A 20,319-nucleotide genomic window follows, 5' to 3' on the forward strand; every position below is an offset into this window, starting at 1 on the left:
AATGGCGTTGATGCGTCGGCAGTCGCTGGTCAAGTTCGATGCGCCCTTGTGCGAGACCATCGTCGATACGCCGAAGCCGCAGGGACGTGAGGTGCTGGTGCGCATCGAGCGCTGCGGCCTCTGCCATTCCGACCTGCACATCCAGGACGGCTACGCCGATCTCGGCGGCGGCAAGAAGCTCGACACCACGCGGGGCATGTCGCTGCCGTTCACGCTCGGCCACGAGATCGCCGGCGTCGTCGACGAAGTCGGGCCCGACGTGCCGGCGAGCCTCGTCGGAACCAAGAAGGCGGTGTTTCCCTGGATCGGCTGCGGCCAGTGCCGCGACTGCAAGAACGGCGACGAAAATCTTTGCGCCAAGCAGCGTTTCCTCGGCGTCTCCATCGACGGCGGCTTCGCCACCCACGTGCTGGTGCCCGACGCGAAATATCTGCTCGATTACGATCCCCTGCCCGTCAACCAGGCCGCAACCCTGATGTGCTCCGGCGTTACCGCCTACGGTGCGCTCAAGCGCCTGATCGACCGTCCGCGTCAGCGCAACTTGCTGCTGGTCGGTCTCGGCGGCGTCGGCATGATGGGCCTGTCGTTCGCGCAGGCGATGTTCAAGCAGCCGATCACGGTTGCCGATCTGTCGCCGGCCGCGCGCGACACCGCGCTGAAGAACGGCGCGGCCAACGCCTACGATCCGTCCGAGCCCGACGTGATCAAGCGTATCCTGAAGGAGACCGACGGCGGTTTCGACGAGGTCGTCGATTTCGCCGGCAACGAGAAGTCGATGGCTTTTGCGGTCGCGGTCGCCGCGCGCGGCGGCAAGGTCGTGGTCTCCGGCCTGATGGGCGGCCAGTTCACGCTGCCGATGGTGCAATGGGTCTACAAGCGCCTCACCGTCGAAGGCTTCATGGTCGGCACGCTCGCGGAAGCCCACGAGCTGATGGCGCTCGCCCGCGCCGGCAAGATCAAGCCGACGCCGATGCGTGAAGAGCCGATGGGCGATGTCCAGAAGTGGATCGACGAGCTCCGCGCCGGCAAGGTCGTCGGCCGCATCGTGCTGAAGAACTGAGTTTCAGCCGGCCGCGAGAGGCTCATCTCGCGGCCGCGCACGGAACGGCTGCGCCCGCATCGCGTTGGCAGCGCATGTCCATTCGCTGCACCGTCGAGAGCGCATTCTTCATCGCCTGGAGCTTCCTCGAGAAGACCGGCGAGCTCGGCCCGCCTGACGCGTCCGCCAACATTCTTCTCGATGCGATCGAGGCGCAGCTCAAGACCGGCGAGCGCCGGCCGCTGATGCTCGCCAACAAAGCGATCGACGCATACCGGAACTCGAACCGCCCGCCGGCCGCGCGCGAAGCCCGCCTCGGCTAGCGGCGTCAGGCAACGCCTTCGGACCTGCCGGCCTGGCGGCGTGACGTGGGAGGCCAGCGATCCGTCGGGCAGAGCGGGTGCGACTCGCGCATGCCCTATGTTCACTCCTGAGCGCGTGCTCCGGTATAGAATTCCGTAGTTCTCCGGCCGTGAACAGAGTTCGAGGCGTGGCAAGCATGCAACGCGGACTGCGCCCCAGCGCCTTAAAACCCTCAAGACGCATCGTCGCAAGCCACCGCGGCGTCATCTTGACCCTTGACCTGCCTGTGCCAGGCCGGCGGCTGCCGCCCGCGTAAGGAATCGTTAATGCGAATTACCGGGCACGCCTCGATGGCATCGAGCCGATGGGTTCATACTGGCGATGGCGACGCGGCCGTCTCGTTAACGCGTTGACCGCGAATCAGCAGTCGGATTGGTGGCCGACATCGATCGTTTGAGTTCCGAGGGTGGACCCGCATGCGCCCGACTTTTCGCGTCCAGCCGTGCCGAACACCGATAGTCGTCCTTTCCCCGAAACTTACGTTAATCGAAAGCACAACTTGCATTGGCGCGCGAACCGCCGTTCAATGGTCCTGCAAATCGCCAGCACATTTCTTTTCTTTGCCTTTGGTTTTTCAATGCAGACCGTGCTCACCATCCTCGGCATCTGGCTCCTGATCAACGTGCTCTTCGTCGTGATCTTGATTCCACCACGCAAGCCGCGGAAGCTGGATCAGGCGCGCGCTTCAAGCGGACTCGCGTCTGTTCCGATCGACCGGAGTGCCTATGCCTTCGATGAGGATGAGAAGATCTCGCTGCGCCACACCATCATTGCCATTGCGATGGGGACGCTGTTCTCCCTGACGCCGCTTCTGCTGGAAGCCATCGACGGCATCAAGCAGACGATCGGAAAGTACCGCAAGCGCGGCTAGCGGCGCGCGAGGGTAACGAACGATCCCCCGAGACGGTTCGCAGAGAGCCCCGTGCCGGGACAGCGTGACGCCAGCTGACGGATCCTCGTCCCGCAAGCAGGAAGCCTCCAGGCACGAGCGCCTGATCATATCAGACTTCGGCTTGGAACACCCTGCGCGTCCCGTGCGTTGGCCTCCCGTCAAGGCAACGACGGAGTCTGAATTGCATGACGAAGCCGCTGACAAAAACGGTTCAGCCAGTTCCCGACGAGAACCAGAGCCACAAGGGCGCCGGCAGTGCGCCGACAGTTCCCGTCGACACCACAAAGGGTCATCGCGACGACGAGAAACAAAACATCCGTGAGCAGGCCGCGCACGGCAACCTCACCCAAAACACCAGCAACAGGCGCATGGGATAGCCAGATACCAGGGGGATCGAACACAGGAGACACGACCTTGGTCAATCCGGGAAAATGGTACGATCCGATCTCCGAGCGTTGGATCCCGCCGCGCGAACTCCACTCCGAAGCAACATCCCCCCACGCGACCGAAAACCACGTCCTCGAGCTTCAGAGGACGGTCGAGATCCAGCGCATCTGGCGCTTGCTGGTCGATTGCTGCGCAAGCAAGTGACGCTCTTGCGCGTGCGTGACGGCGGAGAAGCGCGCCGTCCGCCGCATGATTGTCTCCCCGCATGACTGATCCCGCATCACCCGCCAGACCCGTCGCAATCGCAATCCGCTATCTCGCGGCCCTTGCCGGCTGCGCCTGCCTGCTGCTCACCGCCATCTGCTTCGCCATCGCGTGCCAGGTCTTCATCCAGACCGGCGTGTTTGCGCAGTCCTACGCAATCGTGGGATTGATCAGCGGCGTGCTGGGACTGTTGACGCTGAAGCTGGCGAGCGTATGGAAATCGACCCTCGCAGCGCCTTCTCGGTCCCCGCCGCGATCATCTTGAGCCTTGCGGCTGTGGTGCGTTGCGCGGCGATTCCCCCCTCCTCCGAACTGCGGACAATTCGACCGAGACCAAGAGGAGTCGCGGAATGATGATGACGATCGCGGCCATGGCACTGAACACAAGCATGTCCAGCGCATCGTCCCAGTCGTCGACCGCAAGACTGAATCTCGGGGGCAGGTGCAGATAATTGAGCCCAACGACACATGCCGCGCATACGACCAGCGTGACACGAGTCCCAAGGCAAAGCGAACTCAGGAACACCAGGATAAAGTAGAGCTTGAATATTCTACCGAGCGCGCGACCTGAATCCAGCTCGAGATCCAACGCGAATCCAACGGAGAGGATAACCATCGCCACCAATATGCGTACAGCCAGGGGACTCTGCCTCAACGCGGCCAATGCCCGAATGCGCCTTGCGGTCGACTCGGGGATATTTCCCTTCAGTATCCAGTAAGTGGCATGAACGAAGGCTAGACCCACAGCGAACCCGATCCAGGTTCCTCCAAAGAGATTGGTCGCAGCCAAGACAAAGATGGCGCTTGCATAGGCAAGCATCCGCAACAGCATATCCAGACCACCCGTTTCGGCCTGGGCGTGACTCTCGCCGACCGCCGGACGCAGCTTCTCCGGCTGGCGTGTCGCAAGACATTCGAACAGCCGCTGCTCGATGTCCGCGAACATCGCGCCTCGTTTCTTGTACAAGCTTCTTTTCTTCGCCGGAATCTCGTCTTCGGACTTCATCGAAACGCCGACTGGCAACGCGTAAAAGCCATCGCCATCATATGTGCCACCGCGCTCCTGCCAGACTTCATCATAGGCGAGAGAAAACCCTCCGCTCACTCCCGTAAGAGGATGATTGTCCTGCGAAACGGCAAGGATCCGATGGACCCCGACGACCTTGCAAAAGACCTTGAAGACTTCCAGCGTGAAGTCGCGCGGGCGCGCGCCATGCGCGTTCTTCGTGAAGCGCCTGTAACGCTCGAGGACGTCCTCCTCACCTTCGACCTGGCGCCGCCCCTGGATGCCGCCGATAAACGCCGTCCGTATTCCGTCATCGGTCCGCAACGAGAAACTTACGCTGAAGATTCGGTCATCTCGCTCCCAGATGCTGAGCGCAAGTTGGCCGTCCCGCAGAAGCCACCGTGGCTGATCGAGACTGATCCGATATTCAGGTGAAAATGGCAGCTCGATAAGATCGGCAACCGCTTCAGGCTCAACGTCGGCGATCCCGCCGATCGCGGCGACCGTCTCGACATGGCTTTGAGCAGTACGCGTCTTCGTCGCGGCATCCCAATTGGCCGCAATGAAACGACCATAGACGATCTCGATGATCTCCGGGCGAGCGCGAAGATAGCGGCCGAAACCACTGGCTCGCGATGCAAAGATCCATGGCAACAGGAGATTTGCGTGCCTCAGCAAGGCAAACGCGAGCGCCAAGCTCGTTGCGAATCTTGCACGGGCCAATCGCGACAAATAGTGAGAAAGCATAACCTTACAAAACCAGAAGAGAGAAAAAAGCCGCACCGCGTAATCCGCACGCAGAACTTCAAATGGCCAACGCTTCAAACGTCACAAAAGGCACGAGGTAATTGGTGTCAGGACTGACAGGTCAACGCGACCCAACCGCTCCCCTCGGTCATGAATTGCCAACCGCAACTCGTAAATTCGATCAGGTGCACAGGGTTCGCATAGACCACGACAAGCGGGCGGCGATTCTCCCGGTACGACTCCCGCAAGTGAAGGGCGACCTTCCCGACCACGTGTGAGCCGAACGGGTTGTAGAGGTAAATGAGTAACGCGCCGGACGGGAGGACAAACTGCGTGGCATCGCCCACCACGACCTCGATGTCACCACGCAGACCGCGTAACGCAGCAGCGTTAACGTTGTTGCGTGCGGCCGCGACGAACGACGGCACGAAATCGACTCCGATGATCGTCTTGAATGGGAATTGAGCGGCAAGCAGCAGTGCTCTTCCTTTGCCGCATCCGAGGTCGACGAAGGTATAGTCGGAAATCGGCAAATTCAGAGCATCCATGATCTGCCTGAATTGGAGCGGATCGGACGCGATGTGCGCAAGACCGTGCTTTGCGTTCTCGCCGACAATGCCGTGCTCACCAGCGAGATTCTGCACACCTGCCGTATCAGTACCGAACTTCCGATCAAATTCGGCGTCCGCTTCCAACTTCTGCTTTCGCCACGCCGCCAGTTCGCGTCCACCAAGACCAAGACGCCTGAGCAGCCGCACAATCAGCTCGCGCAGTCCGAATTCCGAGCGGATCACCAGCGCGCGCTGTAGGTGGAATGACAAAGAACCGACGAGGCTTTGCTTATTCATCAATTATCTCGGGTCGGCATGAATGCTGAACAGTGACCCAGATGATCGATCGCGGCAAGATAGGCGGCGCGACCAACCACAACCCTAGTTAATCTCTATCGACTTAGATGTCTCGATGTCATGTTGGTGTAAGGTTCCAGCAATTGCGCCACCGTCCAGACGAGACTACCGGCGCCGGCGCGATCGGCTGCGCTCGCGCGATGCGGATGACGGCTAGGCATTGAATTACCTTTGGTCCGTCGGGCCAGCAAAACACCTCGTCACCTCTCAATTAGAATATTCCAATTTATCGAATTTCGGATTTATCCCACAATCGCGGCATCCCGACCCTGCCAAAAAGGGCGCTTCGCAAAGCGGCCGCGGGAATGTGAACCATGCGCCCTTCCCGGCCCGATGCGCCTCTGATGTCACCGGCAAGAACGTCGCACCGCTTTTCGCCCACGCAGCCAGCTGGTAGATTGGCATTGTTGTCTTGGGGAATTTTGATGCACGCGAGGATTTTCAATCGCGTCCTGATGCTGGCAGCACTGGTTGCGGCCACGCTCACCGTCGCGCAACCAGCAGCGGCCGAGAAGCGCATCGCCCTGGTGGTCGGCAACTCCGCCTACAAGAACGTCACGCCGCTCGACAATCCCTCCAAGGATGCGAGCCTGATGGCGGAGACGCTTGGCTCGCTCGGCTTCACGCTGGTCGGCGGGCGCGCCCAGCTCGATCTCGACAAGGGCGCGATGGACCTCGTGGTACAGAGCTTCGGCCGGCAGGTGCAGGGCGCCGACGTCGCGCTGTTCTATTATGCCGGTCACGGCGTCCAGGTCGCCGGCTCGAATTACCTGGTGCCGGTCGGTGCCAATCCGACGCGCGAGGCCGACGTCGATTTCCAGATGACCGACGTCAACCTGGTGCTGCGGCAGATGCAGGGCTCCGGCACGCGGCTCAACCTCGTCATCCTCGATGCCTGTCGCAACAACCCCTTTGGCTCACGCGGCCTTCGTTCCTCCGAGGGCGGCCTTGCGCAGATGCGCGCGCCCGAGGGCACGCTGATCTCCTACGCGACGCAGCCCGGCAACGTCGCGCAGGACGGCAGCGACGGCCACAGCCCCTACACCAAGGCGCTTGCCGCGACGATCCGCACCGCGGGCCTCGACGTGTTCCAGACCTTCAACCAGGTCGGCCTCGCGGTGAAGCGCGCCACGTCAGGTGCGCAGCAGCCCTGGGTGTCGTCCTCGCCGATCGACGGCACCTTCTACTTCGTGCCGCCGACCCAAACAGCGCCGCCGCAGGTCGCGGCGATGCAGCCCGATCCATTGCCGGCGGACCGGCTGCGCGCCGATCCCGACCGCGTTCCGCTGCGCGACGCCGCGCTGCTCAGCGAATTGAGCGAGCGGCTCTATGAACTCAATTTCGATCCGGATACGCCGGACGGGCTGACCCGTGCGATCACGAAGCTGCAACAGCGGATTTCCATGGCGCCGACGGGCGAGCCAACCGAAGGTCTGCTGCTGCGGATGCGCAAGATGGAGGACCTCAAGCCGTGGGGCTCAATCGTCTACGGTCCCGACAGCAGCAAATGGGGCATCTCGTGGAATCATGCCTCGCGGCGCGCGGCGGTGGCGGATGCGCGCGGCAATTGCGGAGGCGCCAAATGTCCAATCGAACTCTCCTTCTATGGCAAGAGCTGCGGCGCGTTCGCGATCTCCGACAAGTCCTGGTCGCTGGTCCAGCGCGACAGCGTACAGCGCGCGAAGGACGCCGCGCTTGACGAGTGCGGCAAGGCTGGCAAAGCTTGCCGCATTGTTGGAAGCGTTTGTGCCGACGGCTCCGGCCGCTGATTTCGCCGCTGTCTTTTTCATGATGATGGATTTCTGGCTCATGTCGAACAATGCAAGCCGTTTTGCCCTCGCCGCGCTTCTGCTCGCTCTCGCCTCCCCATCGGCCTTCGCGCAATCCGGCAGCGCCGGCGGCTCGATCGGCAATGACGAAAAATCGCTGTCCGGCTCGCGCCAGGATAGTTCTTCAGGCCGCTCCGCAGAACCCGCGCCATCGGCGCGCCGGAGCAAGCCAGCCGCCGACGAACAACGCTCGTCGTCGCGACGTGGCGGTGGTGTTGGTGGCGGCGGCAGCTTCGACGGCGCCTGGGCCGTCACCAGTGTCGGCTGTGGCGGCACGTCCAGCGGCGCGACCGTCGTGACCTCGGGCCGCGTGATCGGCCAAGGCGTCAGCGGAACCGTCAGCGCGAATGGCTCGGTGCGCACGTTTGGACAGGGTGAAGGCGGCATCACCTATACCGGTGCCGGCCGCCTGTCCGGGCGCGGCGGTTCCGGCACCTTCCACCGCTCCGACGGCTGCTCGGGAACCTGGACCGCGAGCAAGCAATAGCGCCGGCAAAAAGCCTGAAATCGCGACGGAACGAACGCCGCGCAGGCCCGATTCAGGCCACATCCTCTCCGGATTTGCGGCTCATTGCCACCTAACTCTTTGTCGAGAAAGGGAAGGTAACAAGTTGCGTCATGCGTAACCGGGAGACCAGGATGGGCAACCGCACCGCAAAGTTCATATCCGCGCTAGTCGGCAGCGTCATTGCCGGCGCACCGCTGGCCGCTGTTTCGCAGAACGCCCCAAGCGCACCCAGCGCCGCGAGCACGGCGAATGCCGCGAGCGACTGCCTGACCTCGCCGAAGGATGCCACGCCGCAGGGGCAGCATTGGCATTATCGCGTCGAGCGCGGAACCAAACGGCAATGCTGGTATCTGCGTGCCGAAGGCGGCAAGGCCACACCGAGCGCGCAGGCGACCGACGCAACGAACGCGGCTCCGACTGCACCGCCATCGGTACAGGATGCGCGTGCTGAATATGTCGGACCGCAAACCAGCCCCGCAGCGAATGCACCGCCGCCGGCACCGGCCGCAACTGCGCAAGCTCCGGGCGCCACCACGGATGGCAATGCGCCGCAGCCCGCTGTCGCCACGCGCTGGCCCGATGCCGCCCCGGCAGCCGTTTCGCCCGCGCCGCAATCTGCGCCCGTCTCTGCAGCTGCAGCACCGGCCGACGCGCAGCCAAGCGCACAGCCGTCCGCATCCCCTGCCCCGGTGGCACTCGCCGCGGCGGATAGTGCGGCCGACAAGCCGACCGGGTCGGTGCAGATGCTGCTGCTCGTCATCGGCGGCGCACTGACGCTCGCCGGCCTGCTCGCCAGCGTGATCTATCGCTTCGCGGGTGGGCGTGGGCGTGTGCAGGCCGCCGATCGCCGCGTGAACTGGGACCATCAGCAGGATCACGACGACAGCCGCGCGCCGTGGCTCAATGCAGTACCGCCACGCGTGGAACGCCCGCGTCCGGTAGACTTCGACGCCGTGCGTCCGCAAGCCCGACCGATCGCCGCATTCGGCGACGCCATCGGAAGGATCGCTGCGCAAGGTCGTCCCGCCGAGGTTGCGGCCGTAGAGCCCGACGAGACCGAGATCGACTATTTCGACCGCGAACTGGAAATCGAGGCGACGGCACCGCAGCTCGCGGCCGAGAGCCATGACGACGAAGATACCTTCGGTCACGTGGATGCGCATCAAGAGCCCGTCCGCAACGCGGACGCGCATGAAGACGATGCACGCGACGAAAACGCCGTGGACATCGACATCATCACGGCGATGCTGGAACGGCTGGCGGTCGAAGGGCCGCGGCTGGCGCAGCCAAGCCTTGAGCTTAGCCTTGAAGCTGACCTTGCAGCCCTCGCACGAAGCTCACGAGGCCGGTCCGCCGCTCGCGCTTGAGGCGCTCGGCCTTCAGGATCGACTGCACCTCGGCGAAGGCATCGTCAACATTGTGGTTGATGACGATGTAGTCGTACTCGGCCCAGTGGCTCATCTCGTGACTGGCGCGGCTCATCCGCTTGCGGATCACCTCGTCGGAATCCTGCGCGCGCGAATGCAGGCGCTTCTCGAGATCGGCAGCTGAGGGGGGCAGGATGAAGACGCTGACGACATCCGCGCGCGCCTTCTCGCGCAGTTGCTGCGTGCCCTGCCAGTCGATATCGAACAGCACATCCTGACCGGCCGATAGCGCGGCCTCGACGGGGCTGCGCGGCGTGCCGTAGCTGTTGTCGAACACGGTCGCCCATTCCAGGAGCTCATCGCCCTTGACCATGGCGTCGAACTTTGGCTTGTCGACGAACAGATAGTCGCGGCCGTCGACCTCGCCGGGCCGCATCGCCCGCGTGGTCGCCGACACCGACATGCGCAGGCCCGGCATGCGATCGATCAACAAGCGTGACAGCGTGGTCTTGCCTGCGCCCGATGGCGAGGACAGCACGAACATCAATCCGCGCCGCTCGACACCGTCAGTTCCGTGACCGCTCGTCGTCATCGATCACTCCAGATTCTGGACCTGTTCGCGGAATTGCTCGACCACGTTCTTCATGGCGAGCCCCGTGTTGGTCAGCTCGATGTCGTTCGACTTCGAGCAGCAGGTGTTGACCTCGCGGTGAAACTCCTGCGCCAGGAAGTCGAGCTTGCGGCCGATCGGGCCGCCCTTGCCGATCAGCTCGCGCGCCTGCGCGATGTGCGACGCGATACGGTCGAGCTCCTCGCGGATGTCGGCCTTGGTCGCGATCAGGATCGCCTCCTGCATCAGGCGGCCGGAATCGAACCGGTCGGACGTATCCAGCAGCGCGGCGATCTGCTCGGCGAGCCTCGCCTTGATCGCCTCCGGCTTGCGCCCCGGCGAGCCTTCCGCCTTCTTCGCGAGCTGCTCGACCTCGTCGACCCGCTGGGTCAGGATCTGCCCGAGCGAGGTGCCCTCGCGCTTGCGCATTGCCACAAGTTCATCGAGCGCCTTGTCGAACGCGTCAGCAGCCGCGGCACGCGCGGCCTTGTCCTCTTCCTCGTCGCCCTCGGGCTCGGCGACCTCGACGACGCCCTTGATGGCGAGTAGGCCGTCGATGCTCGGCGCGACCGCGTCGACCTTACCCGCGATCACCGCGGCGGCCTTGAGCACGGCGTTGAGCACGTCCTCATTGACGCGGACAGAGGCGGCGGCATTGGCGCGCTTGACGTTGAGATTGGCGTAGACGGTGCCGCGCGACAAAAGCTCGCCGGCGCGCTTCTTGGCGTGGGCCTCGAGCTCGTCGAACCCCTGCGGCAGCCGCACCCGCAAGTCAAAGCCCTTGGCGTTGACCGACTTCAATTCCCATTCGAACGTATACGGCCCGCTTGCGCCGTGGCTTCGGGCAAAGCCGGTCATGGACGACAGCGCCATCAGGTCAAATTCTCCGACAAACATGGGATTCGCGAGGCCATCAGGCCACGCGAATCTTAAGACTATTTTGCAGGAAAGTGGAATCCGCAAAGTCCGCAGGCAGGTCTGCTCTGCACCGGGCCTGAGGCCGGACCACGCCTAGCGCTGGATCACCGGCGGCGACGGCTGCACCGCGCCCTGCCGGGCGGGGGCGGGATTGCCGGGCCGCGCCGGCGGCTTCTTCTGCTGGGTCGGCCGGGCTGGCGTGGTTGCGGTCGGCGCCGTGTCTGCGGCCGCGGGCGCTGCGGCGGCCGGCGCCTGCGCGTCGTCGGCCGGCTCGACCGTATCGTTCTGGATCTGCTTCTCCATCGCGCGCAGCTTGGCGACGTTCTTCTGGTGCGCGTCGTAGGTCTCGGTGAAGGCATGCCCGCCGGAGCCGTCGGCGACGAAATAGAGGTCGCGGGTGCGGGCCGGATTGGCGGCGGCCTCCAGCGAGGCGCGGCCAGGATTGGAGATCGGGCCCGGCGGCAGGCCCTCGATCACATAGGTGTTGTAGGGCGACGGCTGCGTGATCTCGCTGCGCTTGATCGGGCGCCCCAGTGTGCCCTTGCCGCCGACGAGGCCGTAGATGATGGTCGGATCGGACTGCAGCTTGATCTTCTGCTTGAGACGATTGACGAACACGGCAGCGACCCGGCTGCGCTCGTCCGGCTTGCCGGTCTCCTTCTCGACGATCGAGGCGAGCGTCTCCAGCTGCTCCGGCGTCTTGACCGGCAGGTCCTGGCTGCGGCGCTCCCAGATCTCCGCGAGCACGCGCTTGTGTGCCTGCTGCATGCGCTGGATCACCTGGTCGCGCGGGGTCCCGCGCGGGAACTTGTAGGTCTCGGGCAGCAGCGTGCCCTCGCGCGGCAGCTCGCGCACGCTGCCGGTGAAGATGTCGTTGTCGGACAACCGCGCCACGATCTGCTCGGAGGTCAGCCCTTCCGGAATCGTGACGGCGTGCTGCACCACCTTGCCCTCGACGATGGTGGCGATGACGTCGCGCAAGGAGGCGTTCTTCTGGAACGAATATTCACCCGGCTTCAGGTCCGAGCTCGCCTTCAGCGCGGCCACCGCGGCGATGAACACCCACGGATTGACATCGGTCACGCTTTCCTTGTTCAGGGTCTCGGCGATGTCACGCTTGCCGGCGCGCTGCGGGATGTTGACGATCTTGTCTTCCTTCAACGGTCCCGGTGCCTCGAGCACCTGCCGGCCGTAATAATAGGCGCCACCGGCACCGAGCATGGCGATCAACAGCAGGGTGATGATGGCGTTGCCGACCACGACGAAGGGGTTGCGCGCCCGCTCCGAACGCTTCGGCGGCGGCGGGACCTGCTCGGGCTCGAGCGCTGCCCGCGGACTCCGGGGCGAAATGGGCGGCCTTTCACTCATCGAAGCAACCTGAATCCTGCCGGTTCAATCGCAGCCTGACAATCGCTTGCCGAGCCAATGCACGCGCCCACAGACATGACTATCGCCGAATACGGCAAAACGGTGGATTCGTCGCAAATACAAACTATTGGGCCAGACGCCGGACGATCACCGACGCATTGGTACCGCCGAAACCAAAAGAATTCGACAACGCGACGTTCACGTCACGCTTCTTCGCCTTATGCGGCACGAGATCGATCGCGGTCTCCACCGACGGTGTATCCAAATTGATGGTTGGCGGAACGACATTATCGCGAATCGCGAGGATGGCGAAGATCGCCTCGATCGCGCCGGCCGCACCGAGCAGGTGGCCGGTCGACGATTTGGTCGAGGACATCGCGACCTTGGAGGCGGCATTGCCGAGCAGGCGCTCCACCGCACCGAGCTCGATCTCGTCGCCGAGCGGCGTCGAGGTGCCGTGCGCGTTGATGTAGTCGAGGTCGGATGCCGCCAGGCCGGCGCGCTTGAGCGCGGCCGACATGCTGCGGAAGCCGCCATCGCCGTCGGGCGACGGCGATGTAATGTGATAGGCGTCACCCGACAGGCCATAGCCGATCACCTCGGCGTAAATCCTGGCCCCGCGGCGCTGCGCATGCTCGAGCTCTTCGAGCACGAGGACGCCGGCGCCCTCGCCCATCACGAAACCGTCGCGATCCTTGTCATAGGGGCGCGAGGCCTTCTCGGGCGTGTCGTTGAAGCCGGTCGACAGCGCGCGCGCGGCGTTGAAGCCGGCAATGCCGATGCGGCTGATCGGCGACTCGGCGCCGCCGGCGACCATCACGTCGGCATCGCCGAGCGCGATCAGGCGGGCGGCATCACCGACCGCGTGAGCGCCGGTCGAGCAAGCCGTCACCACCGAATGGTTCGGCCCCTTGAGGCCGTGCGCGATCGAGACGTAGCCGGAGGCAAGATTGATCAGGCGGCCGGGAATGAAGAACGGCGACACCCGGCGCGGGCCGCGCTCCTTCAGGAGAATGGCGGTGTCGGCAATGCCGTTGAGGCCGCCGATGCCGGACCCGATCATGGTGCCGGTCGCGCATTTGTCCTCTTCGGTCTCGGGATGCCAGTTGGCATCGTCGAGCGCCTGGCCGGCCGCGGCCATGCCGAAGATGATGAAGTCGTCGACCTTGCGCTGGTCCTTCGGCTCCATCCACTTGTCGGGATTGAAGGTGTCGTTGCTGCCGTCGCCACGCACGACGGTGCAGGCGTATTTGGTCTGCAGATCGGAGACATCGAAGCTCTCGATCCTGCGCGCACCGCTTTCGCCGTTGAGGATGCGTTTCCAGGTCGGCTCGACGCCGCAGCCGAGTGGCGACACCATACCGAGACCAGTGACGACAACCCGCCTCATATCCGAAAACTCCGCATCGAAAGATTCACGGCCAATAACAAGAAACCGGCTGACCGCTGGGAAGCGGCCCGTCCGGTTTCAATGTTGTCCCCGCGAAAATGAAGAGCCTTAGCTCTTCGCGTTCTTCTCGAGAAACTTCGTGGCGTCGCCGACGGTGAGAATCGTCTCAGCGGCGTCGTCCGGAATCTCGCACCCGAATTCTTCTTCGAACGCCATCACCAGCTCGACGGTGTCCAGACTGTCGGCGCCGAGGTCGTCGATGAAGCTCGCTGCGTCGACAACCTTCTCGGGTTCAACACCAAGGTGTTCGACCACGATCTTCTTAACCCGTTCGCCAATGTCACTCATTGCATAACCTCGTGTTGTTCCCTGTAGACCCGACCCCCCGGGACGATACGAGCCGTCGTGGTCGTTGACTGCCTTCGCTTACGAACTTTGATTTGGCCCCACCTTAATCGATGGAGGCCCGGCGAACGACGGCCAAGGCTCCGCATCGCCAATATACAGGGTTTCAAAAACCTGCAATGGCGTTCTTTGCCCATCCGTTGAGCGCCCGGTTATCATACTTCAATTGCCTTGACTACACGCCTCAATTCGCTCCGGAAACGGCCGTTTGCCGCATCTGGCCCCGCCCATGTGGGCAGTGCGGAACGAGGTATCAGATCATGGCCATGCCACCGTTGACGTGGATGGTCTGGCCAGTGACATAGGCTGCTTCGTTCGAACTCAGGTAGACGGCAGCTGCCGCAATGTCCTCGGGCGTCCCCAGGCGGTTGGCCGGAACCTTGGTCAGAATCGTCTCGCGCTGCTTGTCGTTGAGCGCATCCGTCATCGGCGTCTTGATGAAGCCGGGTGCGATGCAATTGGCCGTGACGCCGCGCTTGGCATACTCGGCGCCGAGCGTCTTGATCATGCCGATCAGGCCGGCCTTCGACGCGGTGTAATTGCCCTGCCCGGGATTGCCGGTAACGCCGACCACCGAGGTAATGGCGATGATACGGCCGAAGCGCTTGCGCATCATCAATTTGGTGGCGGCTCGCGCCAGGCGGAATGTCGCGGTCAGATTGACGTTGATGACCTCGTCCCAGTCCTCGTCACGCAGCTGAACGAACAGATTGTCACGCGTGATGCCGGCGTTGGCGATGAGAATGTCGACCTGGCCCATTGCCGCTTCCGCAGCCGGCACCAGCGCCTCGACCTCATCAGCCTTGGAGAGATTGCAGGGCAGCACATGGGTGCGCTCGCCGAGCTTGCCGGCAAGCTCGTCCAGCACTTCCTTGCGCGTTCCCGAGATCGAAACGGTCGCGCCCTGCGCATGCAGCGCCTGCGCAATGGCACCGCCGATGCCGCCGGTCGCGCCGGTGACGAGCGCCTTTTTGCCAGTCAGATCGAACATTGAAAAACTCCTCTAGCCCTGCTTCGCAGCGGCCAACGCATCCTTCGCGGCGGCAATATCGTTCGGACCGCCGACTGACACGCCGACGGCGCCGTCGGCAATGCGCTTGACTAAACCCGTCAGCACCTTGCCCGCGCCGATCTCGAAGAAACGGGTGACGCCCTGCCCCGCCATATAGGCAACCGACTCGCGCCAGCGCACCGTCCCCGTAACCTGCTCGACCAGGCGGCGGCGGATTTCGTCGGGATCGGTGATGGCGCTTGCCAGCACGTTCGACACCAAAGGCGCGGCCGGCGCCTTGATCGTGACCTTGGATAGCGCTTCGGCCATTGCATCCGCCGCGGGCTGCATCAGCTGGCAATGGAACGGTGCGGACACCGGCAGCAGCATCGCGCGCTTGGCGCCCTTGGTCTTGGCGATCTCGACGGCGCGGTCGACCGCGGCCTTGTCGCCGGAGACGACCACTTGTCCGCCACCATTGTCGTTGGCAGCCTGGCAGACTTGACCCTGCGCCGCCTCCTTGGCGACCTCCATGGCCGCGTCGTAATCGAGGCCAAGCAGCGCGGCCATGGCGCCGGCGCCGACGGGCACGGCTTTCTGCATTGCGAGACCGCGGGTGCGAAGCAGGCGCGCGGTGTCGGAGATCGTCAGGCTACCGGCCGCGGCCAGCGCCGAATATTCGCCGAGCGAGTGGCCCGCCACGAAAGCCGCATCCCGCTCCACGGAAAATCCGGCTTCAGCTTCCAGCACGCGCAGGGTGGCCACAGACACCGCCATCAAGGCCGGCTGGGCGTTTTCGGTGAGCTGAAGGGTTTCGGCCGGGCCATCCCAGATCGTGGCCGTCAGCTTCTCCCCAAGCGCGGCATCGACCTCGTCGAACACGGCGCGTGCCACCGGAAAGGCGTCCGCCAGGGCCTTGCCCATGCCAACCGCCTGGGAACCCTGCCCCGGAAATGTGAATGCTGCCGTCATCGGCGCTCCCTGGATCGCTCGAGCCGTGTGCTTCGAGAACCCGGCAGCCGATTACGTTCCGGCCCGCGCCTTGGTTCCCGACCATGCTCCGAAAGGGGCCGTAGACCCGTCTAGGCCAAAAATGTCAAGCCGAGATGGGGTAACACCCGCCCGGTACCTGGTGTCATCCCGCGAAGGCGGGGATCCATATCCCCAGGATGCAGTTGTGGCGCGACGCTGCAACTACGAATCCCCGGAGCCACGACTGCCTGTGGTTATGGGGCCCGGGCTCGCGCTTCGCGCGCCCCGGGGACGACGAGCGGAAAACGAGGCGCGAGCGCCTGTCCGCCTCAAAACCCGCCGGCCTTCTGATCCGCACCGACCTCGGCCCCGGCCTGCGCGCGACGCGCGCTGTTCACGAGCTGGCCCGGACGGTCATCCCGATCGGGTTTTGCGGTCGCGAGCCGCAGCACCGCAGCGTAGCTCGTCTGGACCTCCATCCGGCCGGCATGGCGGCTCTCGCTCAGCAGGCGATGCACCTTCGGCAGATTGTAGCAGGGCACGTAGAACAGCAGATGATGTTCGAGGTGGTAGTTCACGTAATACGGCGCGATGAAGAGACGCTCGAGAAAGTTGGCGTGCGTGGTGCGCGTGTTGCGCAAGGGATCGCTGCTGTCAGGGACGACGGCGTGCTCGGCGATGTTGCGGATGCGGGTGATGACCATCATCCAGGTGAGCAGCGGCACCAGCCATAGCAACGGATAAGCCCACCACGCGCCGGCCGCCGCGCACGCGGCAAACATCGCGGCGTTGACGAGGCATTGCGGGCCGAGCTTGTCCCAGAAATGCGCGGCGCGCTGCCGCCACGACCAGTCCTTCGGTCCAAGCGCGTTGAGCAATTGCGCCTTGCGCTGCTGGTAGCCGGTCTGCCCGGTGATGTCGCGAATGAACTTGCGGCGATAGCTGAGCCTCGTGATCGGAAACGGCGCCGACAGCACCAGGTCAGGGTCGTCCTCCTGCTGGGTGCGCGCATGGTGCTGCAGGTGGTAGCGCCGATAGCTGCGCGTCTCGGCAAAGAGCGGATAGGCACAGAGCCATTGGCTGAGGGCCAGATTGGTCTTCTCGTCAGCGGACAGACAGCCATGGGCGCCGTCATGCATGAGGATCGCAAGTCCAAGCTGGCGCGAGCCGATGACAGCGACGGCAAAAATATACGTGATCGGATTGGGCCACCACGCGACGAGCGCGATCGCGCCAATGATCAGTGCCCAGGCGTGCGCGATCATCGCGACACCCTTCCAGGTCACGCGCTGGCGCACGTCAGCGAGTTGATCGTCGGTGAGGAAATCGCGAGCACGCATGCGAAGCGCCGTCATGACCTACCCCTCCTCGTTCGAATGGCTTGATGCATCGCGTTCATCGACGAGACGGAGGCGCGCGGTGTCGCCGGCGGATTTCGCCTGCTCGCCGAGCACACGCAGCATCTCGGCACACAACGCCTCGGGCGAACGCCCCATGGCGTAGCCTTCGAGCATGACGCCGATGGCGACGGCCCAGAACCGCCGCGAGCTTTCGTCGGGCGCGCGCAGCGAGCGCCAGCCATGGCGCGCCACTTGGCCCGCATAGGCGCGCGCGCCTTCACCGTGCAGGCGTTCGATGGTGCGCTCGACCAGCGGCGCGAGATCCTGGCGCCGCCGCGTCAGCGTCAATGCCTCGGCGAAGAAAGCGATCGAATCGCTCGCGGTCACGGTCTCGGCCAAAGCGTGGGTGTACTCGCGCGGCGTGCGCGCCTTCAGCGCCGCCTGCTCGGTCGCGCGCGCCAGATACAGGAGATCGCGGCAGGCGCATTCGACGAACAGGGCTTCCTTGGTGCGGAAGTAATAGGTGATCTGGCTCGGGAATGCGTCGGCGGCGGCTGCGATGTCCGTGATCGCGGTGCCCGACAGCCCCCGCTCCCGAAATAACGGGCTCGCGGCATCCAGCAGCAGGGAACGCATCTTGCGGCCGGCCGAGCGAGTCGCCCGCGCCGCATGCTTGGGGTCACCCGCCGCCTCAAGCGGTTCCTGAGCCGACTTTTCCACCATCGGATCCTCTCTCCCTGACTTATTTGTATGATATACAAACAAATGGATCAAGCCGAATATGGTAAGGGAGGACCGGTCGCCAGCCCGCACCGGGACGAAAGCGCGGCGGCAAACCTTGCCAAGCCGGCCAAAATCCGTATAACGCGCGCATCCGCAGACCCCGGCCGGGAGCTGAACGGACGGTCTCAGCAAGTCATTCGTGATTTTGGTGTGGCAGGGCCAGTCGGCCCGTCGTCCCGTGTTTCCGCCTTCTGAGCTTAATCCCAGAGTCCTTTCCGAAGGTCTCTTAAGGGCTTGACGCCGGGCGATGCGCTAACACGAGGAAAGGACGACAATGGCTCTCTATGAGCATGTTTTTCTCGCGCGCCAAGACGCGAGCACGCAGCAGGTCGAAGAACTGACTGCGCAGATGACCGGCATCGTCGAGGGTCTCGGCGGCAAGGTCACCAAGACCGAGAATTGGGGCGTTCGCTCCCTCACCTACCGCATGAACAAGAATCGCAAGGCGCACTTCGTGCTGCTCAACATCGACGCGCCGTCCGCGGCGATCGCCGAGATCGAGCGCCAGGAGCGCATCAGCGAGGACGTGATCCGCTATCTCAGCGTTCGCGTCGAAGAGCTCGAGGAAGGCCCGTCCGCGATGATGCGCAAGGCCGACCGCGATCGCGAGCGTGACGACCGTGGCGGCGGCTTCCGCGGTGAGCGCGAAGGTGGTTTCCGTGGTGACCGCGAAGGCGGTTTCCGCGGCGGTGATCGTGACGGCGGCTTCCGCGGCGATCGCGGCCCGCGCCGCCCGCGCGACGAAGCTGAAACGACGGATGGGGAGTAAGAACAATGGCTGAAGCTGGTGCACGCCGCCCGTTTTTCCGTCGCCGCAAGAGCTGCCCGTTCACGGGAGCCAATGCGCCGAAGATCGACTACAAGGACTCCAAGCTCCTGATGCGTTACGTCTCCGAGCGCGGCAAGATCGTGCCGAGCCGCATCACCGCGGTGTCCGCGAAGAAGCAGCGTGAGCTCGCCCGCGCCATCAAGCGCGCGCGCTTCCTGGGCCTGCTGCCCTACGTCATTCGCTGACAGGACCAATTCGACCGGCGGCTGTCGAGCCGCCGGTTGCCTGCTCTGCATTGGCGAGATTTGAATTGGAGAGCCGCCCTCGGGGCGGCTTTTCTTTTGGAGGTTTGCCCGAACAGAATTTTGTCGGGATCTCGGATCCCGCATCCGAGGCCCGCGTCGCTTCGCATGCGCCTCGCGACTTGCGGCGCGGAAAGCAATACTTCTGGCGCGCCGCGCAATTGACAGGAATTGCAACGATAAAATACTGCGCATCTTGCTGATCCGACCAAATTGAATGGAGGCAGAATGCGCACCGTATTTTTAGATGACGTGAGGATTTTCGCGACCAGGATTCTCACGCTTGCCTCGTTGAAGCACGCGGCAACGGCGTTGTTCATGTCGGCTATGCTGGTGAACGTCTCTGCGTCACCGTCCACGGCCTCGACCTGGAACAACCAAACCCTGACCTTCAATTATTACTTTCCGAATTACGGAGATGTATTCCCGGGCAGCCCAATCACCTTTGTTGCCGACGGGTCACAGCACCTCAGCACGTTCGCCAACAAATTTCCGGCGACGTTCTCGGTCGTCGGGATTGGACCCGATGAGGTGCAGATCAGCTACTACTACCCGATAGCCGACTATCCGAAAGGCGTGGGGCTGAGCGTCTATCCGTTCAACGGATTCAACATTTCGGGTCCCAATGGACTGTCGCCGATCATCTCAGCGTTCGTGGATTCAAACAGCAACGTAACCGGTTTGACCGATTCCGATATCGCCTTCACGGCCAACTCGGTCTCGGTCAACCTGGCAGGGGTCGGATTTCCGGCCGGCTCGGCCGGTCTGATCGACATCCAGTTCGCAAGCGCGGTGCCGGAGCCGTCGACCTGGGCCATGATGATGCTCGGGTTTTGTGGTTTCGGTTTTCTCCTCCATCGCCGCAGGAGCTCAGCGTTGGGCGCAGCCTGATCACGTCAAGCCGGGAACCTTCGACGACCCGCACGACGCCGCCCATCAAATTGGGGCGTTGAATATCCGGCCGAAAATGGATAGAAGGCCGGCATTGGTTTGGGGCTCCCGTTGGGAGCCTCAATCGTTTGCGACTGCCGAGAGGTAGTTCGCAGGGCTGAGCGAGCTGAGGTTTCTGCTGCGGTCTCTGCTACATAGCATTGATCGACCTGCATAAACTTCTGATAATACTAGCGTTTCCGCTGGTCTCGCTCTAACCGCTCGAAGGGA

The 20,319-nt window shown here is 63.7% G+C and carries 22 protein-coding genes; 11 read left to right on the forward strand and 11 right to left on the reverse strand.

Going from position 1 to position 20,319, the window contains the following annotated elements:
* Nucleotide 1: 1 nt before the first annotated feature.
* The 5 genes from ACWAT4_RS23175 (at nucleotide 2) to ACWAT4_RS23195 (ending at nucleotide 3,210) form a co-directional block, all read left to right on the forward strand.
* Nucleotides 2-1,060, forward strand: a complete 1,059-nt coding sequence (locus ACWAT4_RS23175; protein WP_449728145.1) for an alcohol dehydrogenase — start codon at nucleotides 2-4, stop codon at nucleotides 1,058-1,060.
* A 74-nt stretch (nucleotides 1,061-1,134) separates the two neighbouring features.
* A complete protein-coding gene (locus ACWAT4_RS23180) occupies nucleotides 1,135-1,362 on the forward strand; it encodes a hypothetical protein (protein WP_212299392.1) in 228 nt (75 codons plus the stop codon).
* Nucleotides 1,363-1,844: 482 nt separating this feature from the next.
* Nucleotides 1,845-2,273: a hypothetical protein gene (locus ACWAT4_RS23185; protein ID WP_449728146.1), complete on the forward strand. Its 429-nt coding sequence runs from the start codon at nucleotides 1,845-1,847 to the stop codon at nucleotides 2,271-2,273.
* Between the two features lie 206 nt (nucleotides 2,274-2,479).
* Nucleotides 2,480-2,671: a hypothetical protein gene (locus tag ACWAT4_RS23190; RefSeq protein ID WP_200299952.1), complete on the forward strand. Its 192-nt coding sequence runs from the start codon at nucleotides 2,480-2,482 to the stop codon at nucleotides 2,669-2,671.
* 275 nt (nucleotides 2,672-2,946) lie between these two features.
* Nucleotides 2,947-3,210: a hypothetical protein gene (locus tag ACWAT4_RS23195; RefSeq protein WP_449728147.1), complete on the forward strand. Its 264-nt coding sequence runs from the start codon at nucleotides 2,947-2,949 to the stop codon at nucleotides 3,208-3,210.
* Here the strand turns inward: ACWAT4_RS23195 and ACWAT4_RS23200 are convergent.
* Both ACWAT4_RS23200 and ACWAT4_RS23205 read right to left on the reverse strand, forming a co-directional pair.
* A complete protein-coding gene (locus ACWAT4_RS23200) occupies nucleotides 3,202-4,647 on the reverse strand; it encodes a DUF535 family protein (protein ID WP_449728148.1) in 1,446 nt (481 codons plus the stop codon). The two genes, ACWAT4_RS23195 and ACWAT4_RS23200, sit on opposite strands and share 9 nt — an antisense overlap.
* Before the next feature lie 158 nt (nucleotides 4,648-4,805).
* Entirely contained in the window at nucleotides 4,806-5,546 is a 741-nt protein-coding gene (locus tag ACWAT4_RS23205) for a class I SAM-dependent methyltransferase (RefSeq protein ID WP_449728149.1), read from the reverse strand.
* Nucleotides 5,547-6,031: 485 nt separating this feature from the next.
* Between ACWAT4_RS23205 and ACWAT4_RS23210 the strand changes: the two genes are divergently transcribed.
* From ACWAT4_RS23210 to ACWAT4_RS23220, 3 genes are all read left to right on the forward strand, one after another.
* Nucleotides 6,032-7,375, forward strand: coding sequence for a caspase family protein (locus ACWAT4_RS23210; protein WP_212428001.1), 1,344 nt, complete (start codon nucleotides 6,032-6,034; stop codon nucleotides 7,373-7,375).
* 40 nt (nucleotides 7,376-7,415) lie between these two features.
* Nucleotides 7,416-7,922: a hypothetical protein gene (locus ACWAT4_RS23215; RefSeq protein WP_212428000.1), complete on the forward strand. Its 507-nt coding sequence runs from the start codon at nucleotides 7,416-7,418 to the stop codon at nucleotides 7,920-7,922.
* A 152-nt stretch (nucleotides 7,923-8,074) separates the two neighbouring features.
* Nucleotides 8,075-9,310: a hypothetical protein gene (locus ACWAT4_RS23220; protein WP_212427999.1), complete on the forward strand. Its 1,236-nt coding sequence runs from the start codon at nucleotides 8,075-8,077 to the stop codon at nucleotides 9,308-9,310.
* Here ACWAT4_RS23220 and gmk read toward each other — a convergent pair.
* From gmk to ACWAT4_RS23265, 9 genes are all read right to left on the reverse strand, one after another.
* Nucleotides 9,243-9,902 carry a guanylate kinase gene (gmk, locus tag ACWAT4_RS23225; RefSeq protein ID WP_212299376.1) on the reverse strand — a complete coding sequence of 220 codons (660 nt, stop codon included), beginning with the start codon at nucleotides 9,900-9,902 and terminating at the stop codon, nucleotides 9,243-9,245. The two genes, ACWAT4_RS23220 and gmk, sit on opposite strands and share 68 nt — an antisense overlap.
* A gap of 3 nt (nucleotides 9,903-9,905) precedes the next feature.
* Entirely contained in the window at nucleotides 9,906-10,793 is an 888-nt protein-coding gene (locus ACWAT4_RS23230; RefSeq protein ID WP_449731248.1) for a YicC/YloC family endoribonuclease, read from the reverse strand.
* 138 nt (nucleotides 10,794-10,931) lie between these two features.
* Nucleotides 10,932-12,206 carry an endolytic transglycosylase MltG gene (gene mltG, locus ACWAT4_RS23235; RefSeq protein ID WP_212443703.1) on the reverse strand — a complete coding sequence of 425 codons (1,275 nt, stop codon included), beginning with the start codon at nucleotides 12,204-12,206 and terminating at the stop codon, nucleotides 10,932-10,934.
* Between the two features lie 124 nt (nucleotides 12,207-12,330).
* Nucleotides 12,331-13,596, reverse strand: coding sequence for a beta-ketoacyl-ACP synthase II (gene fabF / locus ACWAT4_RS23240; RefSeq protein ID WP_212299373.1), 1,266 nt, complete (start codon nucleotides 13,594-13,596; stop codon nucleotides 12,331-12,333).
* 108 nt (nucleotides 13,597-13,704) lie between these two features.
* The gene (locus ACWAT4_RS23245; protein WP_008130699.1) at nucleotides 13,705-13,944 is read right to left on the reverse strand and encodes an acyl carrier protein; all 240 of its coding nucleotides are present in this window, start codon (nucleotides 13,942-13,944) and stop codon (nucleotides 13,705-13,707) included.
* A gap of 310 nt (nucleotides 13,945-14,254) precedes the next feature.
* Complete coding sequence (gene fabG / locus ACWAT4_RS23250; protein WP_212299372.1) at nucleotides 14,255-14,992, reverse strand: 3-oxoacyl-[acyl-carrier-protein] reductase; 738 nt, start codon at nucleotides 14,990-14,992, stop codon at nucleotides 14,255-14,257.
* A gap of 12 nt (nucleotides 14,993-15,004) precedes the next feature.
* Complete coding sequence (fabD, locus tag ACWAT4_RS23255; RefSeq protein ID WP_212299371.1) at nucleotides 15,005-15,964, reverse strand: ACP S-malonyltransferase; 960 nt, start codon at nucleotides 15,962-15,964, stop codon at nucleotides 15,005-15,007.
* 329 nt (nucleotides 15,965-16,293) lie between these two features.
* Nucleotides 16,294-17,319: a fatty acid desaturase family protein gene (locus ACWAT4_RS23260; protein ID WP_212299370.1), complete on the reverse strand. Its 1,026-nt coding sequence runs from the start codon at nucleotides 17,317-17,319 to the stop codon at nucleotides 16,294-16,296.
* A gap of 3 nt (nucleotides 17,320-17,322) precedes the next feature.
* On the reverse strand, nucleotides 17,323-18,027 hold the full coding sequence (locus tag ACWAT4_RS23265; protein ID WP_449728150.1) for a TetR/AcrR family transcriptional regulator C-terminal domain-containing protein: 705 nt from the start codon (nucleotides 18,025-18,027) through the stop codon (nucleotides 17,323-17,325).
* A 334-nt stretch (nucleotides 18,028-18,361) separates the two neighbouring features.
* Between ACWAT4_RS23265 and rpsF the strand changes: the two genes are divergently transcribed.
* From rpsF to ACWAT4_RS23280, 3 genes are all read left to right on the forward strand, one after another.
* Nucleotides 18,362-18,856, forward strand: coding sequence for a 30S ribosomal protein S6 (gene rpsF, locus ACWAT4_RS23270; protein ID WP_057757987.1), 495 nt, complete (start codon nucleotides 18,362-18,364; stop codon nucleotides 18,854-18,856).
* 5 nt (nucleotides 18,857-18,861) lie between these two features.
* Nucleotides 18,862-19,101 (forward strand): 30S ribosomal protein S18, encoded by a 240-nt coding sequence (gene rpsR, locus ACWAT4_RS23275; RefSeq protein WP_007592020.1) that lies wholly within the window; start codon nucleotides 18,862-18,864, stop codon nucleotides 19,099-19,101.
* Nucleotides 19,102-19,386: 285 nt separating this feature from the next.
* A complete protein-coding gene (locus tag ACWAT4_RS23280; protein ID WP_449728151.1) occupies nucleotides 19,387-20,049 on the forward strand; it encodes a PEP-CTERM sorting domain-containing protein in 663 nt (220 codons plus the stop codon).
* The last annotated feature ends 270 nt before the right edge of the window (nucleotides 20,050-20,319 follow it).

This window comes from Bradyrhizobium sp. T-1 (assembly GCF_053592855.1).